Raw genomic sequence first — 25054 nt, forward strand, 5'->3', positions numbered from 1 at the left:
GCTCATAGATCGCGGGTCAGGCCTCGATCTTCAGGTCCTTGATGATCTTGGCGACGTGGCCCGTGGCCTTCACGTTGTAGAGGGCGCGCTCGACCTTGCCCTCCTCGTCCACGATGACCGTCGAGCGGATGACGCCCGTCACCGTCTTGCCGTAGAGCTTCTTCTCGCCGAAGGCGCCGTACGCCTCCAGGACGGTCTTGTCCGGGTCGCCGACCAGGGTGACCTTGAGGTTCTCCTTCTCGCGGAACTTCGCCAACTTCTCCGGCTTGTCGGGGGAGACGCCGATGACGTCGTAGCCCGCGCCCGCCAGCAGGTCCAGGTTGTCCGTGAAGTCGCAGGCCTGCTTGGTGCAGCCGGGCGTCAGCGCGGCCGGGTAGAAGTAGACGATGACCTTGCGGCCCAGGTGGTCCGCGAGGGAGACCTCGTTGCCGTCCGCGTCGGGGAGGGTGAAGGCGGGGGCGGTGTCGCCGGGCTGCAGTCGCTCGCTCATGGCTGGCTCTCCTCGGGAAAACTCGCTTACGGGATGAGAGCCTAATGGGGGTGGGGGACAACCCACGGCGCGGGAAGCTGACAGACTGTCTGTCAACGACCGGAAACACGACCATGAACCACCACTACGGAGGCAGTGCGGTGACGGACGCCAGGACCCCTGCGCAGATCGAGGCGGACATCCTCCGCCGGCGCGAGCAGCTCGCCGTCACTCTCGACGAGATCGGCATTCGGATGCACCCGAAGACGATCATCGGCGATGCGAAGGCGAAGGTCGCCGCCCAGGTCGACCACACCGCCGGCCGCGCGTTCGTGGCCGTCAACCGGGTCGTCTCGGACGTGAAGGCCCGTTTCACCGACGAGGACGGCGCGCCGCGCCTGGAGCGTGTGGTGCCGGTGGCGCTCGTCGCCGTCGCCCTCGTCGGGCTGCTTGCCGCGTCCTCCCGCAAGAGCGGCAAGAGCAAGCGGTGATTCCGGGCGAAGACCCGTCCGGCGTACGGCCGACACGCCCGGGCAGGTAGGTTCGAACCGTGAGCGAGAACACCCACGACAAGCTGCCCATCCGGATGCTCCACGACCGCGTCCTGGTCCGGACCGACACCCCCGAGGGGGAGCGGCGTTCGGGCGGCGGCATCCTGATTCCGGCGACCGCGGCCGTCGGCCGCCGTCTGGCCTGGGCCGAGGTCGTCGCGGTCGGGCAGAACGTCCGCACCGTGGAGATCGGCGACCGGGTCCTGTACGACCCCGAGGACCGCGCCGAGGTCGAGGTGCGGGGCGTGGCGTACGTCCTGATGCGCGAGCGCGATCTGCACGCGGTCGCCGCCGACCGTTTCCAGGGCGCCACCGACTCGACCGGCCTGTACCTCTGAACTGAACGCGCGAAGGGCCTGGTGACCGTCGTCACCAGGCCCTTTGCCTGTTCTTTGCTACGCTGAGGTCACCCCGACGAGACGCGCCGTACCGGGTCCACGACAAGACGACGCACCGCCCCTGTATCCGTCTCGCGGAGGTTCGTCGTCATGGCCTGGGTCCTTCTCGTCCTCGCCGGTCTGCTCGAAGTCGGCTGGTCCATCGGTATGAAGTACACCGACGGTTTCACCCGCCTGTGGCCGAGCGTCTTCACGGTCGCCGGGATCGTCGCCTCGATGCTGCTGCTCGCCCAGGCCACCAGGACCCTCCCCATCGGTACGGCCTACGGCGTCTGGGTCGGCATCGGCGCGGCCGGTGCGGCGGTGCTCGGCATGGTGGTGCTCGGTGAGCCGGCGACCGCCGCCCGGATCTTCTTCGCCTGTCTGCTGCTCGTGGCGGTGGTCGGCCTCAAGGCGACATCGGGCCACTGAGGCCACCGAGGCCACTGACCGGCCCACCGGTGTCACCGGGTGAGGGCGCCACGGGTGCCACGGTCGGCGGCCCGGGCTCGGGCAGCGGCGGCCCGGCCTGACCGGTCTGCCCGGCCGGCTGGGCCGGTTCCACCGGCTGCACCGGTTGCGGCGCCTGCGGTGCCGGCCGGGCAGGCGGCTCCGCTCGTACGGGCTCCTCCCGGCGCGGCTCCTGCCGTACGGGCGCCGCGCCCCGATCCCGTACCGCGTTCGACTGCTTCGGCGCCTTCCCGCGGGGACGCTGCGGCCCCTCGTAACCCTCGTCGTGCACGTCACCGGGGTGGTCCGGCGTCGGCGGCTCCAGCGGCAGCTCCTCCGCGCCCTCCATCAGCCGCAGGTCGAACTCCTTCGCCGGCACCCCGGCGAGCGCGTCGCGCGTGAACCGGCCCCAGATCTCCGCGGGCGCCCCGCCCCCGTTGATCCGGGGCAGTCCGAGCGCCCCGTACATCGGCAGCTGCCGCCCCGTCTCGGGGTCCTGGCCCATCATCGCGACCACGGTGGCGAGCTCGGGGGTGTAGCCGGCGAACCAGGCCGCCTTGTCGTCCTCCGCCGTGCCCGTCTTGCCCGCCGCAGGCCGTCCGGCGGCCAGGGCGGCCGTGCCGGAGCCGTTGCGGACGACGCTGCGCAGCACGGAGGTGGTGGTGTCGGCGGCCTCGCGGGACAGCGCCTGCCGACCGTCGGTGTCCCGCAGCTCCAGCTCCTCGCCGTCCCGGGAGACCTTCTCGACCAGCGTGTACGTGCTGTGCCGGCCGTGGTTCGCGAGCGTCGCGTACGCCTGCGTGAGGTCGAGGACGCTGGCGGTGGCGGGGCCGAGCGCGATCGAGGGGGAGGCGGTGAGGTCGGGCGTACGGGCGGGGAGGCCGAGGGACACGGCGGTGTCGCGCACCCGGGCGGGGCCGACGTCGACCGCCATCTGGGCGTACACGGCGTTGACGGAGCGGTCGGTGGCGGTGCGGACGCTGATGGGGCCGTAGCTCTCCTCGTCCTCGTTGGCGGGGCCGTAGGGGGCCCCGTCGGTGCCGTTGGTGCCGTTGGTGCCGTCGGGCCCGTTCCAGCCCTGCACCGGGCGCCGGTTGTCGCCGTCGTAGACCGTGTTGGGGGTGATCCGCTCGCCCTCCTGGGTCTGCGCGCCGTGCTGGAGCGCCGAGGCGAGCACGAAGGGCTTGAAGGTGGAGCCGACCTGGTAGTCGCGGCGGGTGGCGTTGTTGACGAACTGGCGGGTGTAGTCGATGCCGCCGTAGAGCGCCACGACCCGGCCGGTACCCGGTTCGATGGCGGCGCCCCCGACCCGTACGTAACGGTCGGTGGGATTGCGCCCCGGGTCCAGTCTCGCCGTCACGTGCTCGTCGACGGCCTTCACGAAGGCGTCCTGCTTGGCGCGTTCCAGGGTCGTGGTGATCCGGAAGCCGCCGGCGGCGAGGGTCTTCTCGTCGACGAGGCCGTGCTCGGTGAGGTACTGCTCGACGGCCTGCACCAGATAGCCGCGCTGCCCGGACAGGCCGGCGGAGGCGCGGGCGGGCTGCGGGGCGGGGAAGACGGCGGTGGCGCGGGCGGTGCGGGTGAGCCAGCCCTCGGAGACCATGCCGTCGAGGACGTAGTGCCAGCGGGCGAGGACGCGGTCGCGGTTCTCGGGGTGTGTGGCGACGTCGTACGCGTTGGGGGAGTTGAGGAGGGAGGCGAGGTACGCGCCTTCGGCGGTGTCGAGGTCCTTGGCGTCCTTGCCGTAGTAGGCGCGGGCGGCGGCCTGGATCCCGTACGCGTTGCGTCCGAAGTAACTGGTGTTGAGGTAGCCCTCGAGGATCTCGTCCTTGCTCTTCTCGCGGCCGAGCTTGAGCGCGATGAAGAACTCCTTGGCCTTGCGGGTGAGGGTCTGCTCCTGGCCCAGGTAGTAGTTCTTGACGTACTGCTGGGTGATGGTGGAGCCGGACTGGCGGCCCTTGCCGGTGAGGGTGTTCCAGGTGGCGCGGACCATCGCGCGCGGGTCGACGGCCGGGGAGGAGTGGAAGTCGCGGTCCTCGGCGGCGAGCACGGCGTGCTGGACGGGGAGCGGGACGCGGGCGAGGCTCACGTTCTCGCGGTCGACCTCGCCGTCGCGGGCGAGCTGGGTGCCGTCGCGGTAGAGGAAGAGGTTGGACTGGGCGACGGCGGTGGCGTTGGCGGCCGGTACGTCCACGAGGAGGTAGCCGGCGACGAACGCGCCGAGGAGGAGCAGCGCGCCGAGGGCGGCGAGGGCGAGCAGGCGCCGGAGGAGGCGGCGGAGGCGGCGGGGACGGGCCTGGCGGGGGCGCGGGCCTGGCGGGAGGGTGGGGTCGCGGGGTTCCCACGCTTCCGGTCCGGCGGCTTCGGACGGCAGGGCCCCGGTCGTATCGGAGGACAAACCGGATGAAGGGGACATAAGACAGCATCCTGCCTCCGTGGTGTTCGATGGGCGGGGAAGACGGGTCGACGGGGCCCCGGGATTCCCCCGAAGGCCGGGTGGGGGTTGATGCGGGCGGGTGCGACCGGGTGCGACCGGGGCGGGGGTGGGAACTCGGTGTGCGCCTTGGGAGTCAGTGAGGTAGGGAGGTGAGGTGATGGTGATGGTGCGATGGTGAGCTTCACGTACACGGCGGCGGACGCGGAGAAGAGCCGGGGCGTCCGCCGGATGAAGGCGCTCGCCACCGGCCTCCTCGCCCTTGTCGCGACGATCTATGCCCTGGCCACCTGGGCGAAGTCCTCGGACGCGGGCGCGTGGGCGGGCTATGTGGCGGCCGCGGCGGAGGCCGGCATGGTCGGCGCGCTCGCGGACTGGTTCGCGGTGACGGCGCTGTTCCGGCGCCCGCTGGGACTGCCGATCCCGCACACCGCGATCATCCCGACGAAGAAGGACCAGCTGGGCGCCTCGCTCGGCTCCTTCGTGGGCGAGAACTTCCTCTCCGCCGATGTCGTACGGGGCAGGCTGCGCGGCTTCGGCATCGCGCGCCGTCTCGGCGCGTGGCTGGCGGACCCGGCGCACGCGGACCGCGTCACGTCGGAACTGGCGGCGGCCCTGCGGGGCGCGCTGACGGTGCTGCGGGACTCGGACGTGCAGGCGGTCGTGGGGGAGGCGATCACGCGGCGCGCGGAGGCGGCGGAGATCGGCCCCGGCCTCGGCAAGACCCTGGAGCGGATGGTCGCGGACGGCTCCCACCACCGGGCCGTGGACCTCGTGTGCGCGCGGGGCCACGACTGGCTGATCACGCACCGGGACTCGGTGATGGAGGCGATCGAGGGCGGCGCGCCGGGCTGGACCCCGCGCTTCGTGGACCGCAGGATCGGCGACCGCGTCTACAAGGAGCTGCTCCGCTTCGTGACGGAGATGCGCGACATGCCGGGCCACCCGGCGCGCGGCGCGATCGACCGCTTCCTGACGGACTTCGCGGCCGACCTCCAGGGCGACACGGATACGAGGGCGCGGGTGGAGCGCCTGAAGTCGGAGCTGCTGGCCCGCCCGGAGGTCCAGGACGTCATCGCCTCGGCCTGGGCGTCGGTACGCGCCCTGCTCCTGGCGGCGGCGGAGGACGACCAGAGCCAGCTGCGCCGCCGCGCCCGCGCGTCCCTGATCTCCCTGGGGGCGCGTCTGTCGACCGACACCCGTCTCCAGGAGAAGGTCGAGGGCTGGGTGGAGGACGCGGCGGCGTACGTCGTCACCACCTACCGCGCCGAGATCACGTCGCTGATCACGGACACGGTCGCCGGCTGGGACGCCACCCAGACCTCGAAGAAGATCGAGGCCAACATCGGCCGCGACCTCCAGTTCATCCGCATCAACGGCACGGTGGTGGGCGCGCTGGCGGGCCTGCTGATCTACACGGTCAGCCACGCGCTGGGCGGCTGAGCGCCTGCTGGGGGCCCATGGGGCTTACTGGGTCTACAGGGCGCTCCGGGTGACGGCGTAAGCGGCCCCGGCCATGACCCCGGCGACGGAGAACACCGAGGGCCAGGCCCCGATCTTCTTGGCGAGCGGGTGGGACCCGGCGAACGCGGCCAGATACCCGGCCGTCAGCCCGGCCGCCGCCTTCCCCCCGGCCACCTGCTGCCACTCCCGCGCCGCCACCCCACCGGCCACGGCCAGCACGACCCCACCGAGCGGCCGCTTCTTGGTCCACCGGGCCACGGCATACCCGCCGACGAGCCCGGCGGCGGCGATGGCGGGGGAGAGGTTACGGGCGCTGGGCATGACGGGTTCCTGTCGGTCGGCGCGGTCTGTCTCGTACTCGTACTCGTACTCGTACTCGTACTCGTACTCGTACGAGAAGCTGGTCCTACGAGCCTAACGAGAGGCCCTACGGCTCCGGTTCCTGCAGGGGCTCCTGGCGCGGCCGGGTGCACCCCCCGGCACCGGAGGCGGGCAGACTACGCACATGCAGCTCCCCACCGAAGCCGTAGCCGCTGCCGTGCTGCTCGATGTCGTGAGGATCTCCGCACTCCCGGCGAAGCGGGGCACCCCGTATCCCGGCAGGGTGGGTGCCCACTGGATCGGGAGCGAGGCGGCCGACGCCCTGGCCTTGATCGAGAGCCTGCCCGGCAGCGAGCAGCACCGCTGCGGTTTCTCGCCGGGCTGGAGTGTCCGGGCGTACGCGGACGCTTTCGACCTGGCGCTGTTCGAGGCGGCGTTCTGCTTCCGATGCGATGAGGTCCGCATGCACGGCCCCGCCGTGCCCTCCGCACTGTCCACACAGTTCTTCGACGCGGACTCCCCGCAGGCCCGCGCCCTCCTGGCACTCTTCCGCGAGGCGGCCCCGTAGCCCCGTCAGGGGCCACGGTCAGTCGTGACAGGGCCGCCATGAGCTCCGGCCTCTTCAGGCGGCATGCCTTTGGTCCGGCCGGCTGATCCGGCGCTTGGCTCACGAGGCCGGGCGCGGTTCCCGCGCCCGCAGCCTGCGTGCGAGCAGGCCGAGCAGCACGGCGTTGACCAGCCCGGACAGGGCCACCCCGATGGAGAAGACCAACGGGCTCAACCAGCCGATCGAGGAGTAGTACTCAACGGGCGACGACACCGCCATCGCGAGGATGCTGAACGGCGCCGTGGCCATGAGCGGCCAGATGCCGGCGAATCCGGGATCCGGCAGCACGAACGCGGCGCACAGGAAGAAGCCCAGCGCCACCGCGACGACGGCGAGGTATCCACGCGCGAGCCAATTGTCCACCGCGGGCGCCAGCAAGGCCCGAACCCTCTGCGGGCGGGTGGCCGCAGGGTCCGTCGTGTCTGTTCCCTTCCGCTCAGCCGGGTCCGCGACGTGCGGGAGGGGCTCACGCGCGTCGGCCGATGTGGCGGTCGCGGTCCGCGCGGCGAGGGCGCCGAGCACGGCAGCGTTCACGAGGGCGCACAGCATGAGCCATACGGCGAAGACCGCGACCGCCGTCACGTCGGCAGCCCCGTCGACCTCGGCGCCGGGGTCGAGAGGGAGGAACACGCACAGGAAGGAGAGGGGCGCCGTCAGCAGCAGAGAGCTCCCTGCGAAGGCGCTCTCCGGGAAGAGGAACATGACTGTGAACGAGACGGCGAATACCGCCAGATAGCCCCGGGCGACCCAGTTGCCCGAAGCGAGCGCAAGGAGTCGGCGCAGGCGCGGGACGCGGCGGGGGTGGGACGCAGTCGGCATCGGTTGCTTCCTCGGGTCGGTCCGTTGGTGATCTCCACGGTGGACCACGGGTACCGCTCAGGCATGAGCACGGGTACTCACCGGCAGGGCCGCAGAATCCTCACCCGTCTGCGCAAGACCCTCACTCTGCGGTCATCGCCTCTCAACAGGCCCGCGCATTCCGTTCGTCGGCCCGGCATCGCCCGCAGGCCAGCACACCATGAAAGCCTCATCAACCGGTGAGGCCCCGACGCCGCCCTCTCAAAGGCGCTCCCTGTGGTCTCGTCGCTCCCCGACGGGCTTCGCTCATCCTTGACCGCCGGCCTCGCTGGCGGGGCCGCTTCCGGCGGGGCGGCGACCAGCGGGGGATGAGTCTCAACCGGACGGCGGCGGTTGGCCGCTGAGCCGGGCCAAACTGCCCCATTCCACGACTGCGCACCCCCTACAAGGGATGGAACCTCCGGCCTCGGCCGCGAACCAAGCCCCCACCCACCGGCCCGCTACCCGCCCTGCGGCGGGGATGGCGAGGGGCCCGAAGGGTCAGGTTCCTGTGTGGGTTTCTGGTGCGGCCGCCCTCACTCCGAGTGTGGCCCCCGGAGTCCCCGCGTCAAGGGCGCCTTCGGCGTCGCGATGCGATGGGCTTCGCCCACCCTTGACCCGGTGCCACCGGGGTCCTTTTCACACTCGGAGGGCGGCCGGGGGCGGGGCCGCGCGGGCAGGTCCGGGCAGCCCGTCCCGCCGTGGGCGGCCGGAAGGCGGTGGGCGGGAGCCCGGTTCGCGGTTGCTGCCTGAGGACCCTTTCCCCGCCGGGGAGGGGTGCGCCGAAGTGAAATGGGGTGGCTGGGGCCCGGCTCAGCGACTCATGGCGGACTTAGGGTCGGGGCGCATGCCCCGCTGGTCACTGCTTGTGGGGGGAACAGCCCCGGGCGAAGGACGCGGCGCGTCAGTCTTCGAGCGACCTGGACAGGGCCTCGGTGACCATCCGGGTGGCGAAGTCGGGGTCGTCGGTGAGACGGTTGATGTGCTCCGCGAGCAGGAGGACTGTGGCTTCCAGGGGAGTCAGCTCGTCCTCGGTCCAGTCTCCGTACTGCTTTCGCCATAGGTTGGGGCTGAGGCCGGTGCCTGCGGCGACGAGGAGGCCGGCCATGGTGGGGATGGCCTCGGGTCGGACGCTCTTGGGCATCATGCGCATCGTGCTCACGAGGTTGGGTACCACGTACTCGATGACGTCCCTGTCGTGGTCCTCGTAGGCCATTCGCAGCCACTGCATGAACATGTAGACGAGCGTGCAAGCGCCGTCGAGCACGTCATCGGCTCCCCCGGGGCCCAGAGAACCGATGAACTGGGCGGCCAGCGACCGAAGTTCAGGGTCGGTCCTGTCCTTTCCGTTGTGGATGGCTGTGAGCTGAGAGTCGATCATCATGAGCGCGGCGCCCACATCGCCGACGGGAGCATGCTGGGGGTCACAGGGTGACGGCACAGGGAGTCCTCCTCGCGTGACCGCGTTGAGTGATGCAGCGTGTCCGTACGGTAGCCGGTGGTGGGTCGGAGGGTCGGGGAATCCCGCCAATCGCTCCCCGGGCCAACTGCGGACGCCCTCCAAGCGCGGACCGTGATGACGCGCGAGTGGCCCTTCGCTGACTCGACGACGCACCTTCCAGCGCACGTCCCTCGTGAACGACGATGGCGGCGACGACACCTGGCCGTTGTTCCGCGTCGTGCTGGGGTTTGCGCCACCCGCTGGCCGTGACCAGCGGGGCCTGCGCCCCGGCCGGAGGACGGCCATTGGCCGCCGGACGTGGATTGGGCACCCCATTCCACTTCCGCGCACCCCCATCGAGGGATTGGTCCCACTCGCCCCCGCCACAAACCGAGCGCCCACCCACCAGACCGCAGGGCATCCAAGCGCGCAGCGATACCCGGTCTCACCACCCACCGGCCCGCCACTCGCCCACGGCGGGACGGGCTACCCGGTCCCCCGCGCGGCCGCACCAGAAACCCACTTGGCGGGTGCGTGGCTGGCGCTCGGCTGGCGGCCGGGACGGGAAGTTCGCCTGGACCATGAGGGCGCGTAGGCCGTGGCTGTGGTGCCTGTTGCCGACCGGGCGGCGAGAGGCCGTCATTCGGCTGCGATTTTTTCATGCCTCGATGGTCGCGGCAGGGGGAGGGAGCGCCGCCTGTCGACCTCACCCTCGATCGTCCGAACGACTTCCGGCCAAGGCACTTTCATCGGGCTTGAAAGTTCCCAGAAGGCATAAGCGGAGCGCACCAGAGCGCTCACGCCCAAGTGGGCGACCCGGGAGTCGATCGTCCCGATGACTCTTCTGGTGATCCCTCCGGCTCCGCGCGCTGCTGGGAGTATCCCCTGTCCGATGAGGAGCGTGGCTGTGCGGGCCGCATCCAAGGTTGGACCGGGTGCCAGTCGGCTGATGGGGCCGTAGACGAGCCCGCACCAGTCAGCACGTGTGCGTGCCCAGGCCAGTCGTTCCAGCCCGGTGCCGAGGTCGACGGCCAAGCGGTCAGGTCGGGCGGTGTTCCACAGGAGAACGATGTCACCGAGGGGCATGTCGAGGTGGCGGAAACGCAGGGTGATTCCTTCGACCTCGCGTCGACGCCATGGAACCGGCGTGCCGTAGATGCTCAGGTGGCGGGCGTGGAAGCCGAGTTTGGAGAGGACGGTGAGCCAGCCGTCGAGGACCGCGCCGTACTCGGCCATGCTTTCTATGGGTTGGACGCGGGAGATGTTGACGAAGGAGGTCAGAAAGCCGTCCTTCAACTCACCTGCCGAGTCCCGTTCCCCTGTGAAGCGGACCACCGGCTGGGGGATGAATCCGCGCCGGTGAGTTCGGGGCCGGCCGTCTTTGAGGAGTGGGTCCAGTGCCTGGACGGCAGAGATAGTCAGCTCAGTCTCGCGTCCCCACCGCAGCGGGAGGCAGGCCTCGCGCGGAGCACCGACCCGCGCGAAGCCGAGCTCCAAGGAGTTGAGCAGCTCCCGCCACGTGGGTGGTCTGCGCGGCGGCTGGTAGGGAGTTCCGCGATGCGGGTGAAGGATCTCGATGTGAGGGCCATCGATGGTGAGCTCCCAGTGAGGGCCTAACGCGGCGCGCAGTACGTCAGGCATCCGCTGGGCCAGTTCACCTCCGGCGAAGCCAGTCGCCTGGGTCAGCACGGCCGGGTCGCCATCGCCTGGAAGTGGCGCACGGGGTTGAAACGCTGCATGCCTACGGCTTGGACGCGGCGGTGGTTGAGGCCTTCCGCCTGCTCGATAGCGCCAGCGAGCTTCTGCGCCGCGGTCTCATCGTCCTCCTCCGGGTCGGCCACGGCGACCGCGCCCGTCTCGTCGCATAGCGCGGCCTGGGCGCATGTTCCGTCCCGCCAGGTCAGGGCGGCCATGGGCGTGCCGGCGCGGAGGGATTCTCCGAAGACGGCGGCGCCGGCTTCCACGTACGACCGGGCATACGTGTAGACGAAGGCGGATGCCTCGGCGATGGCGGCGGTCTTGGCAGGGCCGCCGAGTTCGCCGACCCACTTCACGTGATCGGCGGTGAGGAGGCGCTCGTGGCGACGGACGTATGTCTCGTCGAAGACAGGACCGACGATCCGGATGCGACGGCCGAGGATCTGCGCCGCGCGGGCGGCGATGTGTGGCGCCTTGTCCTCGTCGATCCGGCCGAGCCAGACGAGGTCGGTGCCGGCGACGGCCGGCGGTTCCTTCTCGTCGAGGCCGAGGTGGACGGCGAGCTCTGGGATCGGCTGGTGCTCCGCGTACCGCTCTGTCATCTCGGGCGAGTAGCAGTAGAGCCGCGACCGTCGGCCGTCGAAGGCGGCGGGGCTGTGCTGGAAGACAGGCGAGTGCTGGAAGGTGGCGACGTCGCAGTCCAGCTGGCCCCAGGTGCGCGTCCAGGCAGGAAGCGACGGGTACTCGTGGCCGACGACCAGGAGGCCGTACCTGCTGTCGCGCAGCTCGCGCTCGGCAAGCGTTCCAGGGGCGAGGTCCTCCAGGCGGACCGGCTTGCGGACCCAGTCGTGTTCCAGGTCCGTGAGCCAGCCCGGCCCGAGGAGGTGCACATCGGCGCCTGCGGCCCGGGCGCCTACGGCGACCGCCCACAGCCATCGTTCGATCCCGCCGTATCCGGCGGGTGGAAAGGCGTAGCTACCAGGGAAGTCGCAGACGCCGACGAGCACGTTATGCCTCCGGTGTTCCGTCCGCCGAGATACGGCGGAAGCCGAGGTACGGGAAGAGGGATTCGGGCAGGACGATCGAGCCGTCCTGCTGCTGGCACTGCTCAAGGAGAGCGGCCAGGGTGCGGCCGACGGGCAGACCGGAGCCGTTGAGGGTGGCGACGAGCTTGGGCTTGCCGTCCTCGCCTCGGGTCCGGATGTTGGCCCGGCGGGCTTGGAAGGTACCGAAGTTGGAGACCGAGGAGATCTCGCGGTACGTCTTCTGGCTCGGGATCCAGACCTCGATGTCGTACGTGAGCTGGGCGGAGAAGCCCGTGTCGCCGGCCGGCAGCTTGATGACCCGGTAGGCGAGGCCGAGTTCCTTGAGGCATGCCTCGGCGTGGCCGACCATCGTCTCCAGCTCGGCGTCCGCCGTGTCCGGGTCGACAATCTTGACCATCTCGACCTTGGCGAACTGATGCTGGCGGATCAGACCGCGGGTGTCGCGGCCGTATGAGCCGGCCTCCGAGCGGAAACACGGGGTGTGGGCGGTCATGGCCAGCGGCAGCTCGGCCGGCGGGATGATCTCGTCGGCGTAGAGGTTGGTCAGCGGGACCTCGGCCGTCGGGATCAGGAACAGGTCGCGGTCGGCCACGCCCGTCTTGAACAGGTCTTCCTCGAACTTCGGCAGCTGCCCGGTGCCGGTCATCGTCTTGCGGGTGACGAGGAAGGGCACGGAGTGCTCGACGTACCCGTGTCGGCGCGTGTGGATGTCGAGGAAGAGCGTGGCCAGGGCGCGCTCCAGGGCCGCGCCGGCCCCGCGCGACACCGCGAAGCGCGAGCCGGACAGCTTCGTCGCCCGGGCGAAGTCGAGGATGCCGGTGGCCTCGCCGAGGTCGACGTGGTCCTTCGGCTCGAACGTGAACGTGGGGGGCGTGCCGACGCGCCGTACCTCGATGGCGAACTCCTCGGAGTCACCGTCCGGGGCCGAGTCGTCCGGCAGGTTCGGGATGCTCAGGAGCAGGTCACGGAGCCGGCTCTCGATCCCTTCCTGTCCGGCCTCGATGTCGCGGATCTGGTCCTTGAGCTCGCGGGCGCGCTCCTTCAGCTTGCCGATGTCCCCGCCCTGCTTCGCGGTCTGCTGGACCTCACTCGCCACCCGCTTGGACTCCGCCCGCAGCTCGTCGGCCGAGCGGATGTTCTGGTTGCGCCGGGACTGGAGGGACTCCAGTTCGGACAGGTCCAGGGAGTAGCCGCGACGAGCGAGCCGACGAACAGCTTCGGCACCCATGTCGATCAGGGCGCGGGCGTCATGCATGAGGAAGATCCTTCTTATCCAGCGAATGGGATGGGGATACCGATTCGACGGTAGCAACCGCCGACCCCTCGCTGATCTGGAATACGGCCGTGGCATTGAGGCGGATGCGCTTGGCCAGGACGCCGTTGACGAGGTAGCGCTTGCCGTGGTTCGTCTGGCCGTGGCGAACGATGTACGTCGTCATCGGGCCCGCCCAGTTCCGGACGTCCCCGCTCCGAATGCCATCAGAGAGGACAGCCCCGCCGCGATCTTCGGCCTCGCCGGGTCGTCGATCTCCGTGTAGTAGAGAAGCCCGTCGAGCGCGAGTGCCCGACACCAGGGCGTGATCTCCGGTACGGGGACGCGGGAGATCCGTGCGGCCGTGGCGAGCCGATCGGCCATCCCTCGTTCGAGGTCGTAGTAGACGCTCCAGAAGGCCCAGTCGAAGACCGCGTCACCCTCCACAGGGTGGGGATCGATCAGACAAGGACGCTGCTCCACGTCGAAGATCACGTTCTCCGCGTACAGGTCGGCATGCAGGACCGTCGTCCGGGTGGGGACTTCACGCAGGTCGGCGAGCTCGTGGCACACCTCCCTCGCGAGTCCTCCGTGGGAGCCGAGGTCGAGGACGCGCATCCGCCGGTAGATGCGCGGCAGGACGACCTCGTGAAGGAAGTCATCCAGGCTGGGCACACCCGGTCCGGGCATCCGCCGGCCGAGCGTGTGAAGCGTGTGGATCGCGGCGGCCACCGCCTGCGTCTCGCGCACGGGGCGGACATCGCCCCCGGGCTGCCCGCCGACAAGCGCAAGGGCAGCCACCGACAGATCATCCGCGGTGTGGACCACGTTCGCGGTCGGACCTCCGGTCCACACCCGCAACGCGGCCGTCTCGTGGCGGTAGCGGGTGGGCTCCACCCACGCCTTCAGCACCAAGCGGCTCCCGCCAGGCGCCACGGCGAGCGCGACCGCCGAAGCGTGGCCTGCGTCGTGGTAGCTCCTCAGCGAGAGGTTCCACCGCCTGGCCGCCTCGGCCAGGCGGCCAGGGGCCGCGTCCAGCCACTCCTCGACCGAGGGGCCGTAGTGCGCGAGCAACCGCTCCCGACACCCCGACGGCACATCTCCAAGCGTTCGCCGGGCCATCAGCTCAGCACGATCCCGTCGGAGACCAGCTCGTCCGTAAGGGCGGGGAACCCCTCCAGGGCCTCGGCGACGAGCGCCTGGACCTTGTCGGACTCGGCGTCCGGGGAGGACAGCCGGATCAGGATGCGCCACGGCTGGTCGAGACGCTGACCGGTGGTGCTGACCAGGTGGACCTCGGCGTGGCCGTCGGTTGCCTCGTGCAGCCGTTGGGCCAGCCGCTGAGCGGCGATGTTGTAGAGCTTGCCGACGTGGTAGACGGGGTTCTTGCCATTGGCGCCTTCCAGGTTCATCGGCCGCAGGGGCGTGATGAGCCCGTTGACTCGGTTACCGCGACCGACGACGCCCTCGTCTCCGGACTCGATCGAGCTGCCGGTGTACGTGAGGTACAGCTCGTCATTCTCCGGTACGTCGCGGGCGTTGAGCCGGAACCGGACCTCGGCGCCCGGAAGCCTGATTCCGGCGAGCCGGTAGCACTCGGCAAGGACGCACTCGGCGTTCCGGATGTACTCGTCACGGCTGCTGACATGGCGCGACTTCTGCGGCACGCACAGGACGACGTCGGCCTGGTCGCCGTCCCAGTAGCCCATGAGCTTGACGTCGGAGCCGCACCAGGCGTGGGAGAGCGTGAACTCACTCTGCCCGGAGAAATGGTTCACCAGCTCGCGGACAAAGGACTCGAAGACGTTCTCCGGTGCCCATCCGGTCCCGAGCGAGGTGTCGTTCGACAGCCGGACCCGCCGCTCGCGCAGGTCGTCGATGGAGCGGGGGCTGAACCACCGCGTCCTGTCCGGCACCTTGTCCCCCGTGAGGACAGCACCAGGGCTGGAATTGCTGGTGATGTTGAAGGTGATGTCCAGGTGGTCTGAGGCATCGGGAAGACGGCGGGCGAAGAACGCGCGCACCTCGGCCTCCACGATCTCTTCCACGGGGATCCGCTCGCCCCCGCACATGGGCGCAGCCCGCCCGTTGACCAGGACGCGTACTGGGGCGGTCATCCGGCCGGCGCCGTACCGGACCTCGCTCGCGCCCCCGAGGAGGCCGAGCTTGTCGAAATTGTGGTGCAGCACCGCGCCGAAGCGTTCGACGGTGTAGCGGCTGTACGCAAGCGACAGCCCCTCGGCGAGGTGGTCGGCGAGGGTGTCGGGGTGACCGAGCCCCTTCCGTTCGACGATCGTGGTCGCACCGGGCTTGGGGATGCCTGTCTCAATGGACAGGTGACCACCCTCGATCGTGATGGTTTTGCGCATGACTAATTCCGATCTCTCGGCATGAGAAAGACGGGTGGGACGGATGAACGTCAGTGGTCAAAGCCGGTTGCCGCGGGCTGAGTTGCTCACATCGCCCGCGGTTCTCCCGGTCTGCTGCGACAGTAGCCAGGGCGCCCCAGAGCACCCCGGAAAATCCTTCCGGGGTCCACTTCGGCCACGAGGTGATGATCAGGACATGCGTGGGATGACACAGAACCTGACCATTGGGGAGCGCGTTGCCTGGTATCGGCGTCGGCGAGGTCTCTCTCAAGAGGTCCTGGCCGGCCTTGTCGGCCGTACAACGGACTGGCTGAGCAAGGCGGAGAACAACAGGATCGAGCTTGATCGCCTTTCGGTGATCGCGTCACTCGCCGAGGCGCTCGACGTCTCCCTCGGAGACCTGCTCGCCGAGTCGAGCCTCATCGAGTGGTCGGCCGACAGCGGTCGACGGACCGTTCCTGCGCTGCGCGAAGCACTCATGGACTACAAACAGCTCGCCCCTTTACTGAGCTTCACAGCCGACGATGAGCCACCCGCCCTGCTGGACCTTCGAGGCAACGTGCGCGACGTGCTCGATGCGTACCAAGCATCTCGCTACGGCTTTGCCACCCGGCGTCTCCCCCATGTCCTGGCCGATGCCCTCGCCGCATCCCGCGCCTACTCGGGGCACGAGGCGGAGGAAGCCCACGCCCTGCTTGCTCTCGCCTACCACGGTGCCGCCATGGTGCTGGGCAAGATAGGAGAGCCCGAGCTGGCATGGATCGCCGCGGACCGAGGCCTGGCAGCAGCGCAGTGCAGCGGCCGCAGGGAGGTCACGGGATCGCTCTTCCGAGCGGTCACGCACTGTCTCCTGGCCACCGGGCGCTTCACAGCGGCGGTCCAGCTGGTGAACGACGCGGCAACCGTCATGCAGCCCGAGTCGGCCGACGCCGATGACGAGTACCTCTCGGTGTACGGCACGCTGTTTCTCGCCGGTGCGATGGCTGCCGCGCGGGCAGAGGACAGGGCGACCACGCAGACCTTCCTCCGCGAGGCGGACGAGGTTGCGCAACGACTCGGCGCCGACGCCAATCACTTGTGGACGGCTTTCGGCCCGACCAATGTGGCTATCCACTGCGTGGCCACCGCCGGCGAACTCGGTGACGTTCAGATCGCCGCAGACCTGGGCTCACGGATCGACACGAGCGCCCTGCCCATGGAACGGCGCGCACGACACAGCCTCGAAGTCGCCAAGGCGCTGAGCTCCTGGAACCGCACCGATGAAGCCCTGGCCGTTCTGCTGGAAGCCGAACAGGCCGCCCCTGAGCAGGTGCGCCACCACTACCTGAGCCGGGAACTGGTCATCGGCTGGATTCGTGGCACGAGGGGCCGGCCTTCCCATCCCGTGGCAGATCTGGCTCGCAGACTGGGCGTCGTTGCGGGCAGCTAGAGTCCGAACCGTGAGCGAGAACGAGCACGAAGCGAAGATGGCCCGCCCCCGCATGGCAGCCGGCGCTCTCTTCTTCGACGAATCCGATCGAGTCCTCCTCGTCGAACCGTCATACAAGGACTACCACGACATTCCAGGGGGCTACGTCGAGGCGGGGGAGTCCCCGAGACAAGCCTGTGTTCGTGAGGTCCAGGAGGAACTCGGCATCGCACCGCACATCGGCCGCCTGCTCGTCGTCGACTGGGCGCCGAACCCCGGAGAGGGAGACAAGATCCTCTACCTCTTCGACGGCGGCCGCCTGAGCGCGGGCGACCGCCGGCAGATCGTCCTGCAAGCAGACGAGCTCCGGGGCTACGACTTCCACGACGTCGACCGGGTGCCGGAGCTCACCATCCCCCGCCTCGCACGGCGCATCGCCGCCGGTATCCAGGCTCGGACGGACAGCCAGACTGCCTACTTGGAGCACGGGAAGTCGCCAGAAGCGGGGGCGTGATCGAACGTCGGCGGCCCGGCGGTCTTCCTCCTCGCGGCCGGGGTTGATCGGCCTTCCCGAGAACGAAACGGCCAGCAGGGGTCGTGCCCTTCTGGAGAGTCTGCAGCAGAGCTTTGGTCAGCACCTCACCGCGCTGAGCGACCAGGCGTGAGCCGAAGCGAGGAGACTCTCTCGACGAAGACGCTCCAAGCGTCTTCCTGTACGGCCAGCACCGGCCCATCCGGCCGCTTTGAATCCCGCACCAACGCGCCGGTGTCGGTGCGCGCGCACTCCACACATTCAGTTGTATTTGCGCCGCTGTACGACGACTTGAACCAGGCGTCGGTGGCGGTGAGGGAATGCGGCGAGGCCACTACAGCTCCTTGCTGATGCGACGGATCAGGGATGACGAAGTCTCCATGTCCAACGCTTGCGCCCGCAGGTACTCGAACGCAAGTCTGTATCGGTCGAGTTCTGCCTCGGTTTCCATGAACAGCGAACCGGTGTGCAGGTCGATGTACACGACGTCGAGCGAAGGCTCTGTGCCGCCCAGGATGACGAAGCTTCCCAGTGCTGCGCCGTGTGCTCCCTTGGAGAAGGGCAGTACTTGCAGGGTGACGTGAGGCGATTCGTTCTCGACGAGCAGCCGTTCCAGCTGAGCTCTCATGATCTCGGGAGATCCGACGACCCGGCGGAGGACCGACTCATCGAGGATCGCCCAGAGGTGCGGAGGCTGGGAGCGGGTGAGGATCTCCTGCCTCTTCATGCGGATGTCGACGAGCCGGTCAACCTCCTGCTGTCCGAGGCGCAGCTCATTGGCCTGCTGGAGTGCGGTGCTGTACTCGCGCGTCTGGAGGAGCCCAGGGACGTAGACACAGGAGAAGTGGTCCTCACGGGCCGCTTCGTCCTCCAGCGTGAGCAGCAGGTTCATGCTCTCCGGGATGCTGTCGGCGAACGAGTTCCACCAGCCTTGTTGTTTGGCGTCTCTAGCGAGGCCGACGACGGCGTTCCGTTCGGCGTCGGTGACGCCGTACTCCCGGCACAAGGCATCGACGATGGGCCACTTCACCGGGCCGGCCTGAGTCTCGTAGCGGCTCACCGTTGCCTTGGACACCCCGACGCGGCCGCCGGCGTCTTCGAGGGTCATGCCCGCGCGCTCTCGCAACTTGCGCATGGTCGTGCCGAGGTGGCGGCGCCGAGTGGTTGTCCGTGACTGCAAGGGGTCGTCCTTCGCTTCGCTGCGAGAGCCCGCCTTCGGGCCCGATCAGGCTATGCAGCCGACCTGCCGACGACGGCGGAATCACCCGATCGAGTCTCGTGAGAAGTTTCATGGTGAGAGTTCTCGCTGCCATACTCGATCCACCGAGATCACGCAGCGTCGCCGTACGGATGCGGTGTGCGTAGCGCTGCGCTGATCGGGGAGGGAGTCTCGTATGGCTTTCAGTGGGTACAGCGAGTCCGGGCTTCGTTGCGTCATGCCCTTCGAGGCATTGCCGGGTGAGGTGCGACTGCTGCGCAGGACAGTTCGCTCCACGCTCGGGCAGTGGGGTGCTCAACACGCGGTGGACGAGGCCGAGCTCGTCGTGACCGAGCTGGCGACCAATGTGATCAAGCATGTGGGGGAGGGGGCTCCGGCCACCCTTGTTCTGGAAGCGAAGGACGGCCGGCTCCGCGTGGAGCTGCACGACATGAGCCCCGTACTGCCTCCGATGGAAGGCGGCAGGCCCAAGGCGTGCGACGCCGAGTGCGGCCGAGGCCTGCACCTGCTGGCCTCGATGTCGACCAGCTGGGGCTCGCTTCCCATGGAGCGCGGCAAGGCCGTGTGGTGTGAGCTATCGCTGATGGCCGACGCCGTCTGCACGCGCGCCGGCCGTGCGGCCGCGATGCTGGAGACCTATCGAGGGCTGGTGGGGGCGCGCGGCGCGGTCGGCGGTGTCCGGTCCAGAGTGAACCAGGAGGCTGCCGTCACGCTGATTGCTGACCTGTTGGTCTGGTTCTCCTTGCAGGGGAGCGACCCGGACGATGCCCTGGCTCGCGCGCAGCTGCTCTACGAGTCTGGAGAGGCCGCTGCGTGACTGACTCGCGATGCTGTCCCTGAGTGCTCGTTCGCCTATCCAGCTGGGCCTCCTTCCTGATATCCGCGCCACAATGGCCACATGAGAGCACTGGAGACGACGCCCGAGACGAGCTCCCGCATGAGCGGGCAGCGCAGTCGGGATACCGGTGTGGAAAAGGCTCTGCGCAGCGCGCTGCACCGTGCTGGGCTTCGCTACCGAGTTCATCGGCGTCCCCTGAAGGGCGTGCGGCGTGAGGCGGACATCGTCTTCGGGCCTGCCAAAGTGGCCGTGTTCGTCGACGGCTGCTTTTGGCACGGCTGCCCGGAGCATGCGACGTGGCCTAAACGGAACGCTCAGTTCTGGCGGGAGAAGATTGAGAAGAACCGGGCTCGGGATGCGAATACCGATGCTCGGTTGGTGGACGCGGGCTGGCTGCCGGTGAGGGTCTGGGAACACGAAAGTGCGGACGAAGCCGCCGAGCGGGTGGCTGCGGTCGTGGCGGAACGGCGCGACTCGCTGAAGGCTCGGAAGAGGGGTGTGTGAAGTCCGCGTGGAGCCTTTTAAGACGCTCGCCAACAGCTAGTCGATGAAGGGCACTCTGTCAAATATGCGGTGATAATCTGTCCGCCGACAGGCGTGTGATGGGTGTTCCTCGGGCGTCTGGTGTGCGCAACGCAGGGGCGACCACCCGGGGGGAATCGCATGACCGCACCGCAAGGCGAGGAGTTCGGCATCTGGCTGGAATGTCAGCTCACGCGAGCCGACATGGAGCAGGCCGACCTTGCGCAGCGCCTCAATCTAACGCGGGCGGCTGTCTCCGCCTGGATCCACGGCCGTTCCGAACCGCGTGAGGAGATGAAGCGCGCCATCGCTGCCGTCTTTGACTTCGACCCTGACACCGCCCATGACCGGCCTACTGACATCACCTCGTCCAGGACACGTCGATGGCACCATCGACCGGCACACACCGACGGCGGCCGCGAGTACGGCAACGCCGCGGCCTTCGCGTTCGACGCCGACCTGTCCGTCCTCGCCCGCGAGGCCACACAGAACTCGCTCGACGAGCGCCTTGACCACACGGTGCCAGTTCGAGTGCGCTACGTCCTCCACGAGCTCACAGGTGAACACCTTGACGCCTTCCTGGCCGCTATGCGCTGGGACGAACTCCGTCGGCACTACGAGGCCGCGGCTCAGGGCGGGCAAAAGGTCTCCCGTGGCCTTCAGGCCGCGCTCGACGACCTGGACGAGCAGCGCTCGCTGCTGCTCCTCCGCGTCGAGGACTACAACGCCGCAGGTCTCACCGGTCCGGAGTACCAGGACGGCCGTTACGCCGCGGTCGTACGCCGCCAGCTTGACAGCCACAAGCAGGCCGGCGGTCGTGCCGGAGGCTCGTACGGACTGGGCAAGGCGACCTTGTGGGCCACCAGCCGTCTCGGGCTCGTCCTCGTCAACTCCACCCTGTCCGAGCCGCACGAGGGACATGCCGAGCGCCGCGTGATCGGGCGGGTCGACCTGCCCTGGCACGAGCTCGATGGGGACGCCTATGCCGGGCCGGCCTGGTTTGGCCAGACCGAGACCGAGCCCCACCACGAGGGGGTGTCCCGGTCCTGGTGGGCCAGCGAGTCGGAAGTTCACTCACTCCACCTAGACCGGGCGGGCAACGCTCCGGGAACCTCCTTTCTCGTCGTCGGCGCGCACGATGCATCGGGGGACGCCGAGACGCTCCAGGAGATGCACGACAAGCTTGTCCGATCGCTCGCCGACGGATTCTGGGCATCCATGATCGGGGGAAAGGCAGCCGCGGCGCTGATGGAGGCGAGCGTCACCACCCTTCGCGATGGTCAGGTCCTCATTTCAGAGGAACGCGTTGACCCCCATGCCCACCACCCCGCCCTCGGGCGTGCCTTCCAGGCATACCTCGACGGTGGGACCGTTCCCGTACTAACTGCCAGCGACCAGGTTGCCCTGGTCGAGGTACCGCTCGTCGTCTCCCCCCTCAAGGGACGCGGCCGCGCCCGGGACAAGGGCCGGGAGCACCAAGCGCTGCTCCTGCTCACCGCGGCCGGGGAACGCGACGAGCGTCACAGCAGGGTCGTCTGCATGCGGGGCAATCGGATGACCATCACCGAGCAGCGCCCGCGTGAGCTCCCGCTCGGCACCGCGCCGTTCCAGGCCGTGTTGCTCGCCGGCTTCGCCACAGGAAGGGAAGGCGAGGACGTCGAACTCGCGGAGGCCTTCTTGCGCGCCTCCGAGCCACCTGAGCACGATCGCTGGGACCGCACGGAGGAGCTCACCACTCTGTACGAGCGCGGCGCGCTCACTCGGCTGAAGGAGTTCCGGGCTGAGATCGACAAGGCGGTACGGGGGCTGGTTGCCCGCCGTGATGTAGCCCGTACTGGCGGCCCCGCGGTGCTGCGGGAACTGCTAAGACTGGACGGTGCCGGCGGTGGTGGGCGGCGTGCGCAGGGTTTCCCGGTCGTCCGAAGCGTGCAGGCACGTGTCGAGGACGGGGGTGCCTGGCATGTCACCGTCGGCCTCAAGCTTCCCGAGGCCGAGGACCCCTGGGTACTCACGCCCGTGGCCAAGTTCGACGTACGGTCCGGGGGCCGCCCAGCAGTCGGCTGGGCCGAACTGACTCCCTCCGATAACTGTCGTTTGGAGAACGGCGATCTCGTCGTCGACCCCGGAGTGCGGACCGCCGTGTTCACTGGAGTGACCGACCCTGCTACCCATCCCGTCCGGGGTGGTCTCGCCCGACTCGTAGTCGACGTCCAGAAGGCCCGTGGAGGATCGGCGTGAAGCCCGTCTACCCGTACACGACACTGTTCGGCGACATCGATCTCGACGTGGTCGCCATTACGGTCGACGGTACCGCACCGCTCCCGTACTCCCATGTGTCCAAGCCCGAGCGAACAGTGGCTCTCCATCAGTCTGGCCGGGAGAGTTGGGAGTACTGCACGCTCCGCTTGCAGGCCACGCTTCCCGAGGCAGAGCTCGCTGATGGTGCGTGGACGGATCCTGTCTGCCTTGCAGCTCTCACGGAGAAGGCGACAAACGCACGGACCACGGCACGGCTGAGAAGGTCCGCCGACGGCGTCTGGAGCGGGACGATCGACCTGCACCGGAGCCGTCATCTCAACCGTGCCGTGCTCGGCCTGACCGTGGCCGCCACCGTCGATGGAGTCGCCGGCCGGGTGATCGGTACCACTGAACAAGACTGGTATCTCGATCTCAAAGGCGCTCGCCCGGTGCGTCAGCGCGAGATCGAGATCGTCGAGGAGGATTTCCGCGAGGGGGCCTTGGAGTGGTTGCGACCCTATAAGGACTCCCCCTGGATCGTGGAGACCACCGGCGAGGTGCCGACAGTTTTTCTCAACACCGCTTCGGTGGATGGACTTGTCGACCTACTCGGCGGGAACGGGGGAAACACGGCAGAGAAGCTTCTGCGCGAGATGACCGCCAGCCGGATTGCACAGGATGCGTGGACCGCTATGTTCCACACCGCCGTCGCCGATCTGGACGTCGATGAGGACGGAACCCCGGTGATGCCCACCGGCTGGCGCGAGGCCGTGCTCCGGATGATGCTTCCCGACGTACTGCCGGGCCGCCCGCTCACCGACGCTCTGTACGACATCGAGGAACGTCGCACCAAGGGGTTCGGTTGGTCCGAACTCCAGACTGACATCCAATACGCGGCGGGCAAGCGAAGTCGAATCGCAAGGAAGTTGACGGAAGCGGTGCGCGCCGTCGACCGCGCGGACAGGAGCGAAGCACGATGACCCCGCTGGCCCCCGCCGACCTGCCTCCCGTGCTCGCGCTTCTGCCGGACGCGGCGGTCGCCAAGTACCTCGGCCGCGGCATCCAGTCTGGTCGGGAACTCCCCCCGCAGGTAGCGCTCACCCGCGCCAGCGTGGCGTACGACGACCGGACCGCCGAGCGGCGGCGTACCGCGCCGGTCCGCGAACTCCTCGACGAGGCCATGCGGCGCTTCGCCGCCGACCGGTATTCGGCCGATGCCTGGCTTGCACCCAGGCTGCATGCCACGCTTCGGATGACCCGCGCCGAGGCCGCCGACAGCCGTGTCTGGAACCACCTCGCCATGGTCGTCGCCCCGGACTACGTCGTCTGGCGCCACAAGGGGGCCGATAGCGTGGAGGGCCCGGGTATCGCCACGGCCGCCCGCTTCAGCGGAGCGCATTACACACAGACGTTCTCCCGCCTCTGGTGGGCCGCCGAGCTCTTCCGGGACGGCGACGACTACGACCCCGTCGTTATTGCGTGCAAGATCCAGGACGTCCTCAATACCACGATGCGATTGGACGTCGTCGACCACCGCCCCACGGCCCAGGCCGTGATCCGGGTGGTCTGCGGCCTCCTCGACTCGGGCGTCGCCCGCCCAGGTGACCACGTCAATGCCTTCTCGTCAGCCGTGAACGCCGCCGGCAGCACGCTGATGTACGACGTCCTGGCCCCGGATACCGACCCTGACGTCGACGAGTTGTACGACTGGATTGAGGCTGGCACGGACGCGGCAGTGGACTGGGATCATCTTCCGGAAGGCCCATGTGACGGCCGCGTCGAAGCCGCCGCCGTCGACACGCTGCTCCCCCTGTTCGAGAAGCTGCGAGTCGAGGCCCCGTTGCGACGGAGGAAGCCCGCCAAGACCGATCCGGAGGAGGCAGTGCCCCTGCCCGCTCCCAGGACGGCCTCCGGGGTCAGTCTGGCCAAGCCCTCGGACGCCGTCTGAGTTCCATCTCGTGATCAGCGTGCGTACTCGTCGGCCGGGCCGATGGCCGCCTGCAGGACCGCCTTGCCCAGCAGAGGTGGGATCGCGTTGCCGATTTGCTGGGCGATCGCCCGACCGGACCACGGATAGTCGGCCGGGAAGGTCTGCAGGATCCCGGCCTCGGCGTCCGAGAAGCGGGGCAGCTCCTTGCCGTCCTCGCCGACGACGCGGTTACGGGACACCTTGCCGGTGACCGTGAAAGCAGGCTCGTCGGAGGACCGACGGCCGCGGGTCTTGGGGTCACCGCCAGTGCCGTAGTTCGAGATCACCTCGAAGCGCATAGGCCGGTCGAGAACATTCGACATGGGCACCCAGGCGTTCAGAGCGCGGTCGCCCTGATCACGAGGTACGCCCTTGCGGTACATGCGGTGGGTGGGCGCCGGCAGTTCGGCCATGGCGTTGAGGCGGGCCACGAGGATGGCGCGACGCCGTGTCTGGGGAACCCCGAACTGTTCCGTGTGCAGCACCCGGGGCTCAGCCACCCAGTACCCGTTCGCGGACAGGACCTTCGCGTACTCCCTCCAGACAGGGAGGACCGCGGGCACCTGTTCCAGAATGATCGCCTCGTAGGGCCGTCCGTCACGAAAGGCTTCCAAAGCCCATCGCAACGGCTCGAGGACGAGGCCGGTGCGGTCGTCCTCGAGTACGGCAAGCTTGGACCGGACGTCCTCACCGTCAGCCATCCGCTGGACGAACTCGATCACCTCGTCCAGTGCACGGCGGCCTGCGCCGCTGCCCGCGACCGTGAAGGTCTGGCACGGCGGTCCGCCCGCGAGCACCGTCGCATTCGGGAACTTGTGCGGACCGAAATCGCGCACGTCTCCCTGCAGGGTGGCGAGCTTGGCAGCGGTCCGAGTGTCGCAGGCATCTTGGTCGAACTCGATGCCCGTGACCTCGTACCCGAGCTCACGCGCCGCCACGTCGAGCCCGCCCGGTCCGGCGAACAGATCGACAATCTCAGGGCGTGGCACGTGTTCTCCAGAAGGTGATGTGT

The 25054-nt window shown here is 69.0% G+C and carries 26 protein-coding genes and 1 riboswitch; of the genes, 12 read left to right on the forward strand and 14 right to left on the reverse strand.

Annotated elements, in window-relative coordinates; all coding sequences use genetic code 11:
• Nucleotides 1-16: 16 nt before the first annotated feature.
• Nucleotides 17-490 carry a thioredoxin-dependent thiol peroxidase gene (gene bcp, locus AB0C73_RS15505; protein WP_362529512.1) on the reverse strand — a complete coding sequence of 158 codons (474 nt, stop codon included), beginning with the start codon at nt 488-490 and terminating at the stop codon, nt 17-19.
• 140 nt (nt 491-630) lie between these two features.
• Here bcp and AB0C73_RS15510 point away from each other — a divergent pair, with 140 nt between their 5' ends.
• The 3 genes from AB0C73_RS15510 (at nt 631) to AB0C73_RS15520 (ending at nt 1829) form a co-directional block, all read left to right on the forward strand.
• Nucleotides 631-960, forward strand: coding sequence for a DUF3618 domain-containing protein (locus AB0C73_RS15510; protein ID WP_362529515.1), 330 nt, complete (start codon nt 631-633; stop codon nt 958-960).
• Nucleotides 961-1019: 59 nt separating this feature from the next.
• Entirely contained in the window at nt 1020-1358 is a 339-nt protein-coding gene (locus AB0C73_RS15515; RefSeq protein WP_362529516.1) for a co-chaperone GroES, read from the forward strand.
• 47 nt (nt 1359-1405) lie between these two features.
• A riboswitch (guanidine-III (ykkC-III) riboswitch) is annotated at nt 1406-1475 on the forward strand.
• A 33-nt stretch (nt 1476-1508) separates the two neighbouring features.
• Complete coding sequence (locus tag AB0C73_RS15520; RefSeq protein ID WP_362529519.1) at nt 1509-1829, forward strand: multidrug efflux SMR transporter; 321 nt, start codon at nt 1509-1511, stop codon at nt 1827-1829.
• On the opposite strand, the gene AB0C73_RS15525 is transcribed toward AB0C73_RS15520, so the two are convergent.
• Nucleotides 1807-4263 carry a transglycosylase domain-containing protein gene (locus tag AB0C73_RS15525; protein WP_362529521.1) on the reverse strand — a complete coding sequence of 819 codons (2457 nt, stop codon included), beginning with the start codon at nt 4261-4263 and terminating at the stop codon, nt 1807-1809. The two genes, AB0C73_RS15520 and AB0C73_RS15525, sit on opposite strands and share 23 nt — an antisense overlap.
• Before the next feature lie 192 nt (nt 4264-4455).
• On the opposite strand from AB0C73_RS15525, the gene AB0C73_RS15530 reads away from it, so the two are divergent.
• Complete coding sequence (locus AB0C73_RS15530) at nt 4456-5724, forward strand: DUF445 domain-containing protein (RefSeq protein WP_362529523.1); 1269 nt, start codon at nt 4456-4458, stop codon at nt 5722-5724.
• A 33-nt stretch (nt 5725-5757) separates the two neighbouring features.
• Here the strand turns inward: AB0C73_RS15530 and AB0C73_RS15535 are convergent, their stop codons facing one another.
• On the reverse strand, nt 5758-6066 hold the full coding sequence (locus AB0C73_RS15535; RefSeq protein ID WP_362529526.1) for a hypothetical protein: 309 nt from the start codon (nt 6064-6066) through the stop codon (nt 5758-5760).
• Nucleotides 6067-6250: 184 nt separating this feature from the next.
• Between AB0C73_RS15535 and AB0C73_RS15540 the strand changes: the two genes are divergently transcribed.
• The gene (locus tag AB0C73_RS15540; protein ID WP_362529529.1) at nt 6251-6634 is read left to right on the forward strand and encodes a hypothetical protein; all 384 of its coding nucleotides are present in this window, start codon (nt 6251-6253) and stop codon (nt 6632-6634) included.
• 99 nt (nt 6635-6733) lie between these two features.
• Here AB0C73_RS15540 and AB0C73_RS15545 read toward each other — a convergent pair whose 3' ends face one another.
• The 8 genes from AB0C73_RS15545 to AB0C73_RS15580 all read right to left on the reverse strand — a co-directional run bounded on the left by AB0C73_RS15545 (nt 6734) and on the right by AB0C73_RS15580 (nt 15316).
• Complete coding sequence (locus tag AB0C73_RS15545; RefSeq protein WP_362529532.1) at nt 6734-7492, reverse strand: hypothetical protein; 759 nt, start codon at nt 7490-7492, stop codon at nt 6734-6736.
• Nucleotides 7493-8414: 922 nt separating this feature from the next.
• Entirely contained in the window at nt 8415-8951 is a 537-nt protein-coding gene (locus AB0C73_RS15550) for a hypothetical protein (protein ID WP_362529534.1), read from the reverse strand.
• 639 nt (nt 8952-9590) lie between these two features.
• Nucleotides 9591-10640 carry a hypothetical protein gene (locus tag AB0C73_RS15555; protein ID WP_362529536.1) on the reverse strand — a complete coding sequence of 350 codons (1050 nt, stop codon included), beginning with the start codon at nt 10638-10640 and terminating at the stop codon, nt 9591-9593.
• The gene (locus AB0C73_RS15560) at nt 10634-11656 is read right to left on the reverse strand and encodes a glycosyltransferase (RefSeq protein ID WP_362529539.1); all 1023 of its coding nucleotides are present in this window, start codon (nt 11654-11656) and stop codon (nt 10634-10636) included. Before AB0C73_RS15560 ends, AB0C73_RS15555 begins: the two co-directional genes overlap by 7 nt.
• Nucleotide 11657: 1 nt before the next feature.
• Nucleotides 11658-12950: a serine--tRNA ligase gene (gene serS / locus AB0C73_RS15565; RefSeq protein WP_362529541.1), complete on the reverse strand. Its 1293-nt coding sequence runs from the start codon at nt 12948-12950 to the stop codon at nt 11658-11660.
• A complete protein-coding gene (locus AB0C73_RS15570) occupies nt 12943-13134 on the reverse strand; it encodes a hypothetical protein (protein ID WP_362529543.1) in 192 nt (63 codons plus the stop codon). Before AB0C73_RS15570 ends, serS begins: the two co-directional genes overlap by 8 nt.
• Complete coding sequence (locus AB0C73_RS15575) at nt 13131-14045, reverse strand: aminoglycoside phosphotransferase family protein (RefSeq protein WP_362529546.1); 915 nt, start codon at nt 14043-14045, stop codon at nt 13131-13133. The genes AB0C73_RS15570 and AB0C73_RS15575 overlap by 4 nt, the downstream gene beginning before the upstream one ends.
• Before the next feature lie 23 nt (nt 14046-14068).
• Nucleotides 14069-15316, reverse strand: coding sequence for a methionine adenosyltransferase (locus AB0C73_RS15580; RefSeq protein ID WP_362529548.1), 1248 nt, complete (start codon nt 15314-15316; stop codon nt 14069-14071).
• A gap of 205 nt (nt 15317-15521) precedes the next feature.
• Here AB0C73_RS15580 and AB0C73_RS15585 point away from each other — a divergent pair, with 205 nt between their 5' ends.
• Together AB0C73_RS15585 and AB0C73_RS15590 are read left to right on the forward strand one after the other, a co-directional pair.
• A complete protein-coding gene (locus tag AB0C73_RS15585) occupies nt 15522-16745 on the forward strand; it encodes a helix-turn-helix transcriptional regulator (protein ID WP_362529550.1) in 1224 nt (407 codons plus the stop codon).
• Nucleotides 16746-16755: 10 nt separating this feature from the next.
• The gene (locus AB0C73_RS15590; RefSeq protein WP_362529553.1) at nt 16756-17238 is read left to right on the forward strand and encodes an NUDIX hydrolase; all 483 of its coding nucleotides are present in this window, start codon (nt 16756-16758) and stop codon (nt 17236-17238) included.
• A 125-nt stretch (nt 17239-17363) separates the two neighbouring features.
• On the opposite strand, the gene AB0C73_RS15595 is transcribed toward AB0C73_RS15590, so the two are convergent.
• Nucleotides 17364-17591 carry a DUF397 domain-containing protein gene (locus AB0C73_RS15595; protein ID WP_362529556.1) on the reverse strand — a complete coding sequence of 76 codons (228 nt, stop codon included), beginning with the start codon at nt 17589-17591 and terminating at the stop codon, nt 17364-17366.
• Nucleotides 17591-18436: a helix-turn-helix transcriptional regulator gene (locus AB0C73_RS15600; RefSeq protein WP_362529558.1), complete on the reverse strand. Its 846-nt coding sequence runs from the start codon at nt 18434-18436 to the stop codon at nt 17591-17593. Before AB0C73_RS15600 ends, AB0C73_RS15595 begins: the two co-directional genes overlap by 1 nt.
• Nucleotides 18437-18692: 256 nt before the next feature.
• Here AB0C73_RS15600 and AB0C73_RS15605 point away from each other — a divergent pair, with 256 nt between their 5' ends.
• From AB0C73_RS15605 to AB0C73_RS15625, 5 genes are all read left to right on the forward strand, one after another.
• Nucleotides 18693-19292 (forward strand): ATP-binding protein, encoded by a 600-nt coding sequence (locus tag AB0C73_RS15605; protein WP_362529561.1) that lies wholly within the window; start codon nt 18693-18695, stop codon nt 19290-19292.
• An 81-nt stretch (nt 19293-19373) separates the two neighbouring features.
• Nucleotides 19374-19817 (forward strand): very short patch repair endonuclease, encoded by a 444-nt coding sequence (locus AB0C73_RS15610; protein ID WP_362529562.1) that lies wholly within the window; start codon nt 19374-19376, stop codon nt 19815-19817.
• A gap of 159 nt (nt 19818-19976) precedes the next feature.
• A complete protein-coding gene (locus AB0C73_RS15615; RefSeq protein WP_362529564.1) occupies nt 19977-22073 on the forward strand; it encodes a helix-turn-helix transcriptional regulator in 2097 nt (698 codons plus the stop codon).
• Nucleotides 22070-23053 carry a hypothetical protein gene (locus AB0C73_RS15620; RefSeq protein ID WP_362529567.1) on the forward strand — a complete coding sequence of 328 codons (984 nt, stop codon included), beginning with the start codon at nt 22070-22072 and terminating at the stop codon, nt 23051-23053. Before AB0C73_RS15615 ends, AB0C73_RS15620 begins: the two co-directional genes overlap by 4 nt.
• Entirely contained in the window at nt 23050-24021 is a 972-nt protein-coding gene (locus AB0C73_RS15625; protein ID WP_362529569.1) for a DUF6339 family protein, read from the forward strand. Before AB0C73_RS15620 ends, AB0C73_RS15625 begins: the two co-directional genes overlap by 4 nt.
• Nucleotides 24022-24035: 14 nt before the next feature.
• Here AB0C73_RS15625 and AB0C73_RS15630 read toward each other — a convergent pair whose 3' ends face one another.
• Nucleotides 24036-25031: a DNA cytosine methyltransferase gene (locus AB0C73_RS15630; protein ID WP_362529572.1), complete on the reverse strand. Its 996-nt coding sequence runs from the start codon at nt 25029-25031 to the stop codon at nt 24036-24038.
• Nucleotides 25032-25054: the final 23 nt, after the last annotated feature.

This window comes from Streptomyces sp. NPDC048623 (assembly GCF_040650755.1).
In the GTDB taxonomy this organism is placed as follows: domain Bacteria; phylum Actinomycetota; class Actinomycetes; order Streptomycetales; family Streptomycetaceae; genus Streptomyces.

Coding starts and splice junctions, on each gene's coding strand:
- AB0C73_RS15570 (WP_362529543.1), bottom strand. CDS start 13,134: ATGACGACGTACATCGTTCGCCACGGCCAGACGAACCACGGCAAGCGC.
- AB0C73_RS15625 (WP_362529569.1), top strand. CDS start 23,050: ATGACCCCGCTGGCCCCCGCCGACCTGCCTCCCGTGCTCGCGCTTCTG.
- AB0C73_RS15545 (WP_362529532.1), bottom strand. CDS start 7,492: ATGCCGACTGCGTCCCACCCCCGCCGCGTCCCGCGCCTGCGCCGACTC.
- AB0C73_RS15605 (WP_362529561.1), top strand. CDS start 18,693: ATGCCCTTCGAGGCATTGCCGGGTGAGGTGCGACTGCTGCGCAGGACA.
- AB0C73_RS15610 (WP_362529562.1), top strand. CDS start 19,374: ATGAGAGCACTGGAGACGACGCCCGAGACGAGCTCCCGCATGAGCGGG.
- AB0C73_RS15530 (WP_362529523.1), top strand. CDS start 4,456: ATGGTGAGCTTCACGTACACGGCGGCGGACGCGGAGAAGAGCCGGGGC.
- AB0C73_RS15520 (WP_362529519.1), top strand. CDS start 1,509: ATGGCCTGGGTCCTTCTCGTCCTCGCCGGTCTGCTCGAAGTCGGCTGG.
- AB0C73_RS15540 (WP_362529529.1), top strand. CDS start 6,251: ATGCAGCTCCCCACCGAAGCCGTAGCCGCTGCCGTGCTGCTCGATGTC.
- AB0C73_RS15580 (WP_362529548.1), bottom strand. CDS start 15,316: ATGCGCAAAACCATCACGATCGAGGGTGGTCACCTGTCCATTGAGACA.
- AB0C73_RS15585 (WP_362529550.1), top strand. CDS start 15,522: ATGACACAGAACCTGACCATTGGGGAGCGCGTTGCCTGGTATCGGCGT.
- serS (WP_362529541.1), bottom strand. CDS start 12,950: ATGCATGACGCCCGCGCCCTGATCGACATGGGTGCCGAAGCTGTTCGT.
- bcp (WP_362529512.1), bottom strand. CDS start 490: ATGAGCGAGCGACTGCAGCCCGGCGACACCGCCCCCGCCTTCACCCTC.
- AB0C73_RS15615 (WP_362529564.1), top strand. CDS start 19,977: ATGACCGCACCGCAAGGCGAGGAGTTCGGCATCTGGCTGGAATGTCAG.
- AB0C73_RS15535 (WP_362529526.1), bottom strand. CDS start 6,066: ATGCCCAGCGCCCGTAACCTCTCCCCCGCCATCGCCGCCGCCGGGCTC.
- AB0C73_RS15525 (WP_362529521.1), bottom strand. CDS start 4,263: ATGTCCCCTTCATCCGGTTTGTCCTCCGATACGACCGGGGCCCTGCCG.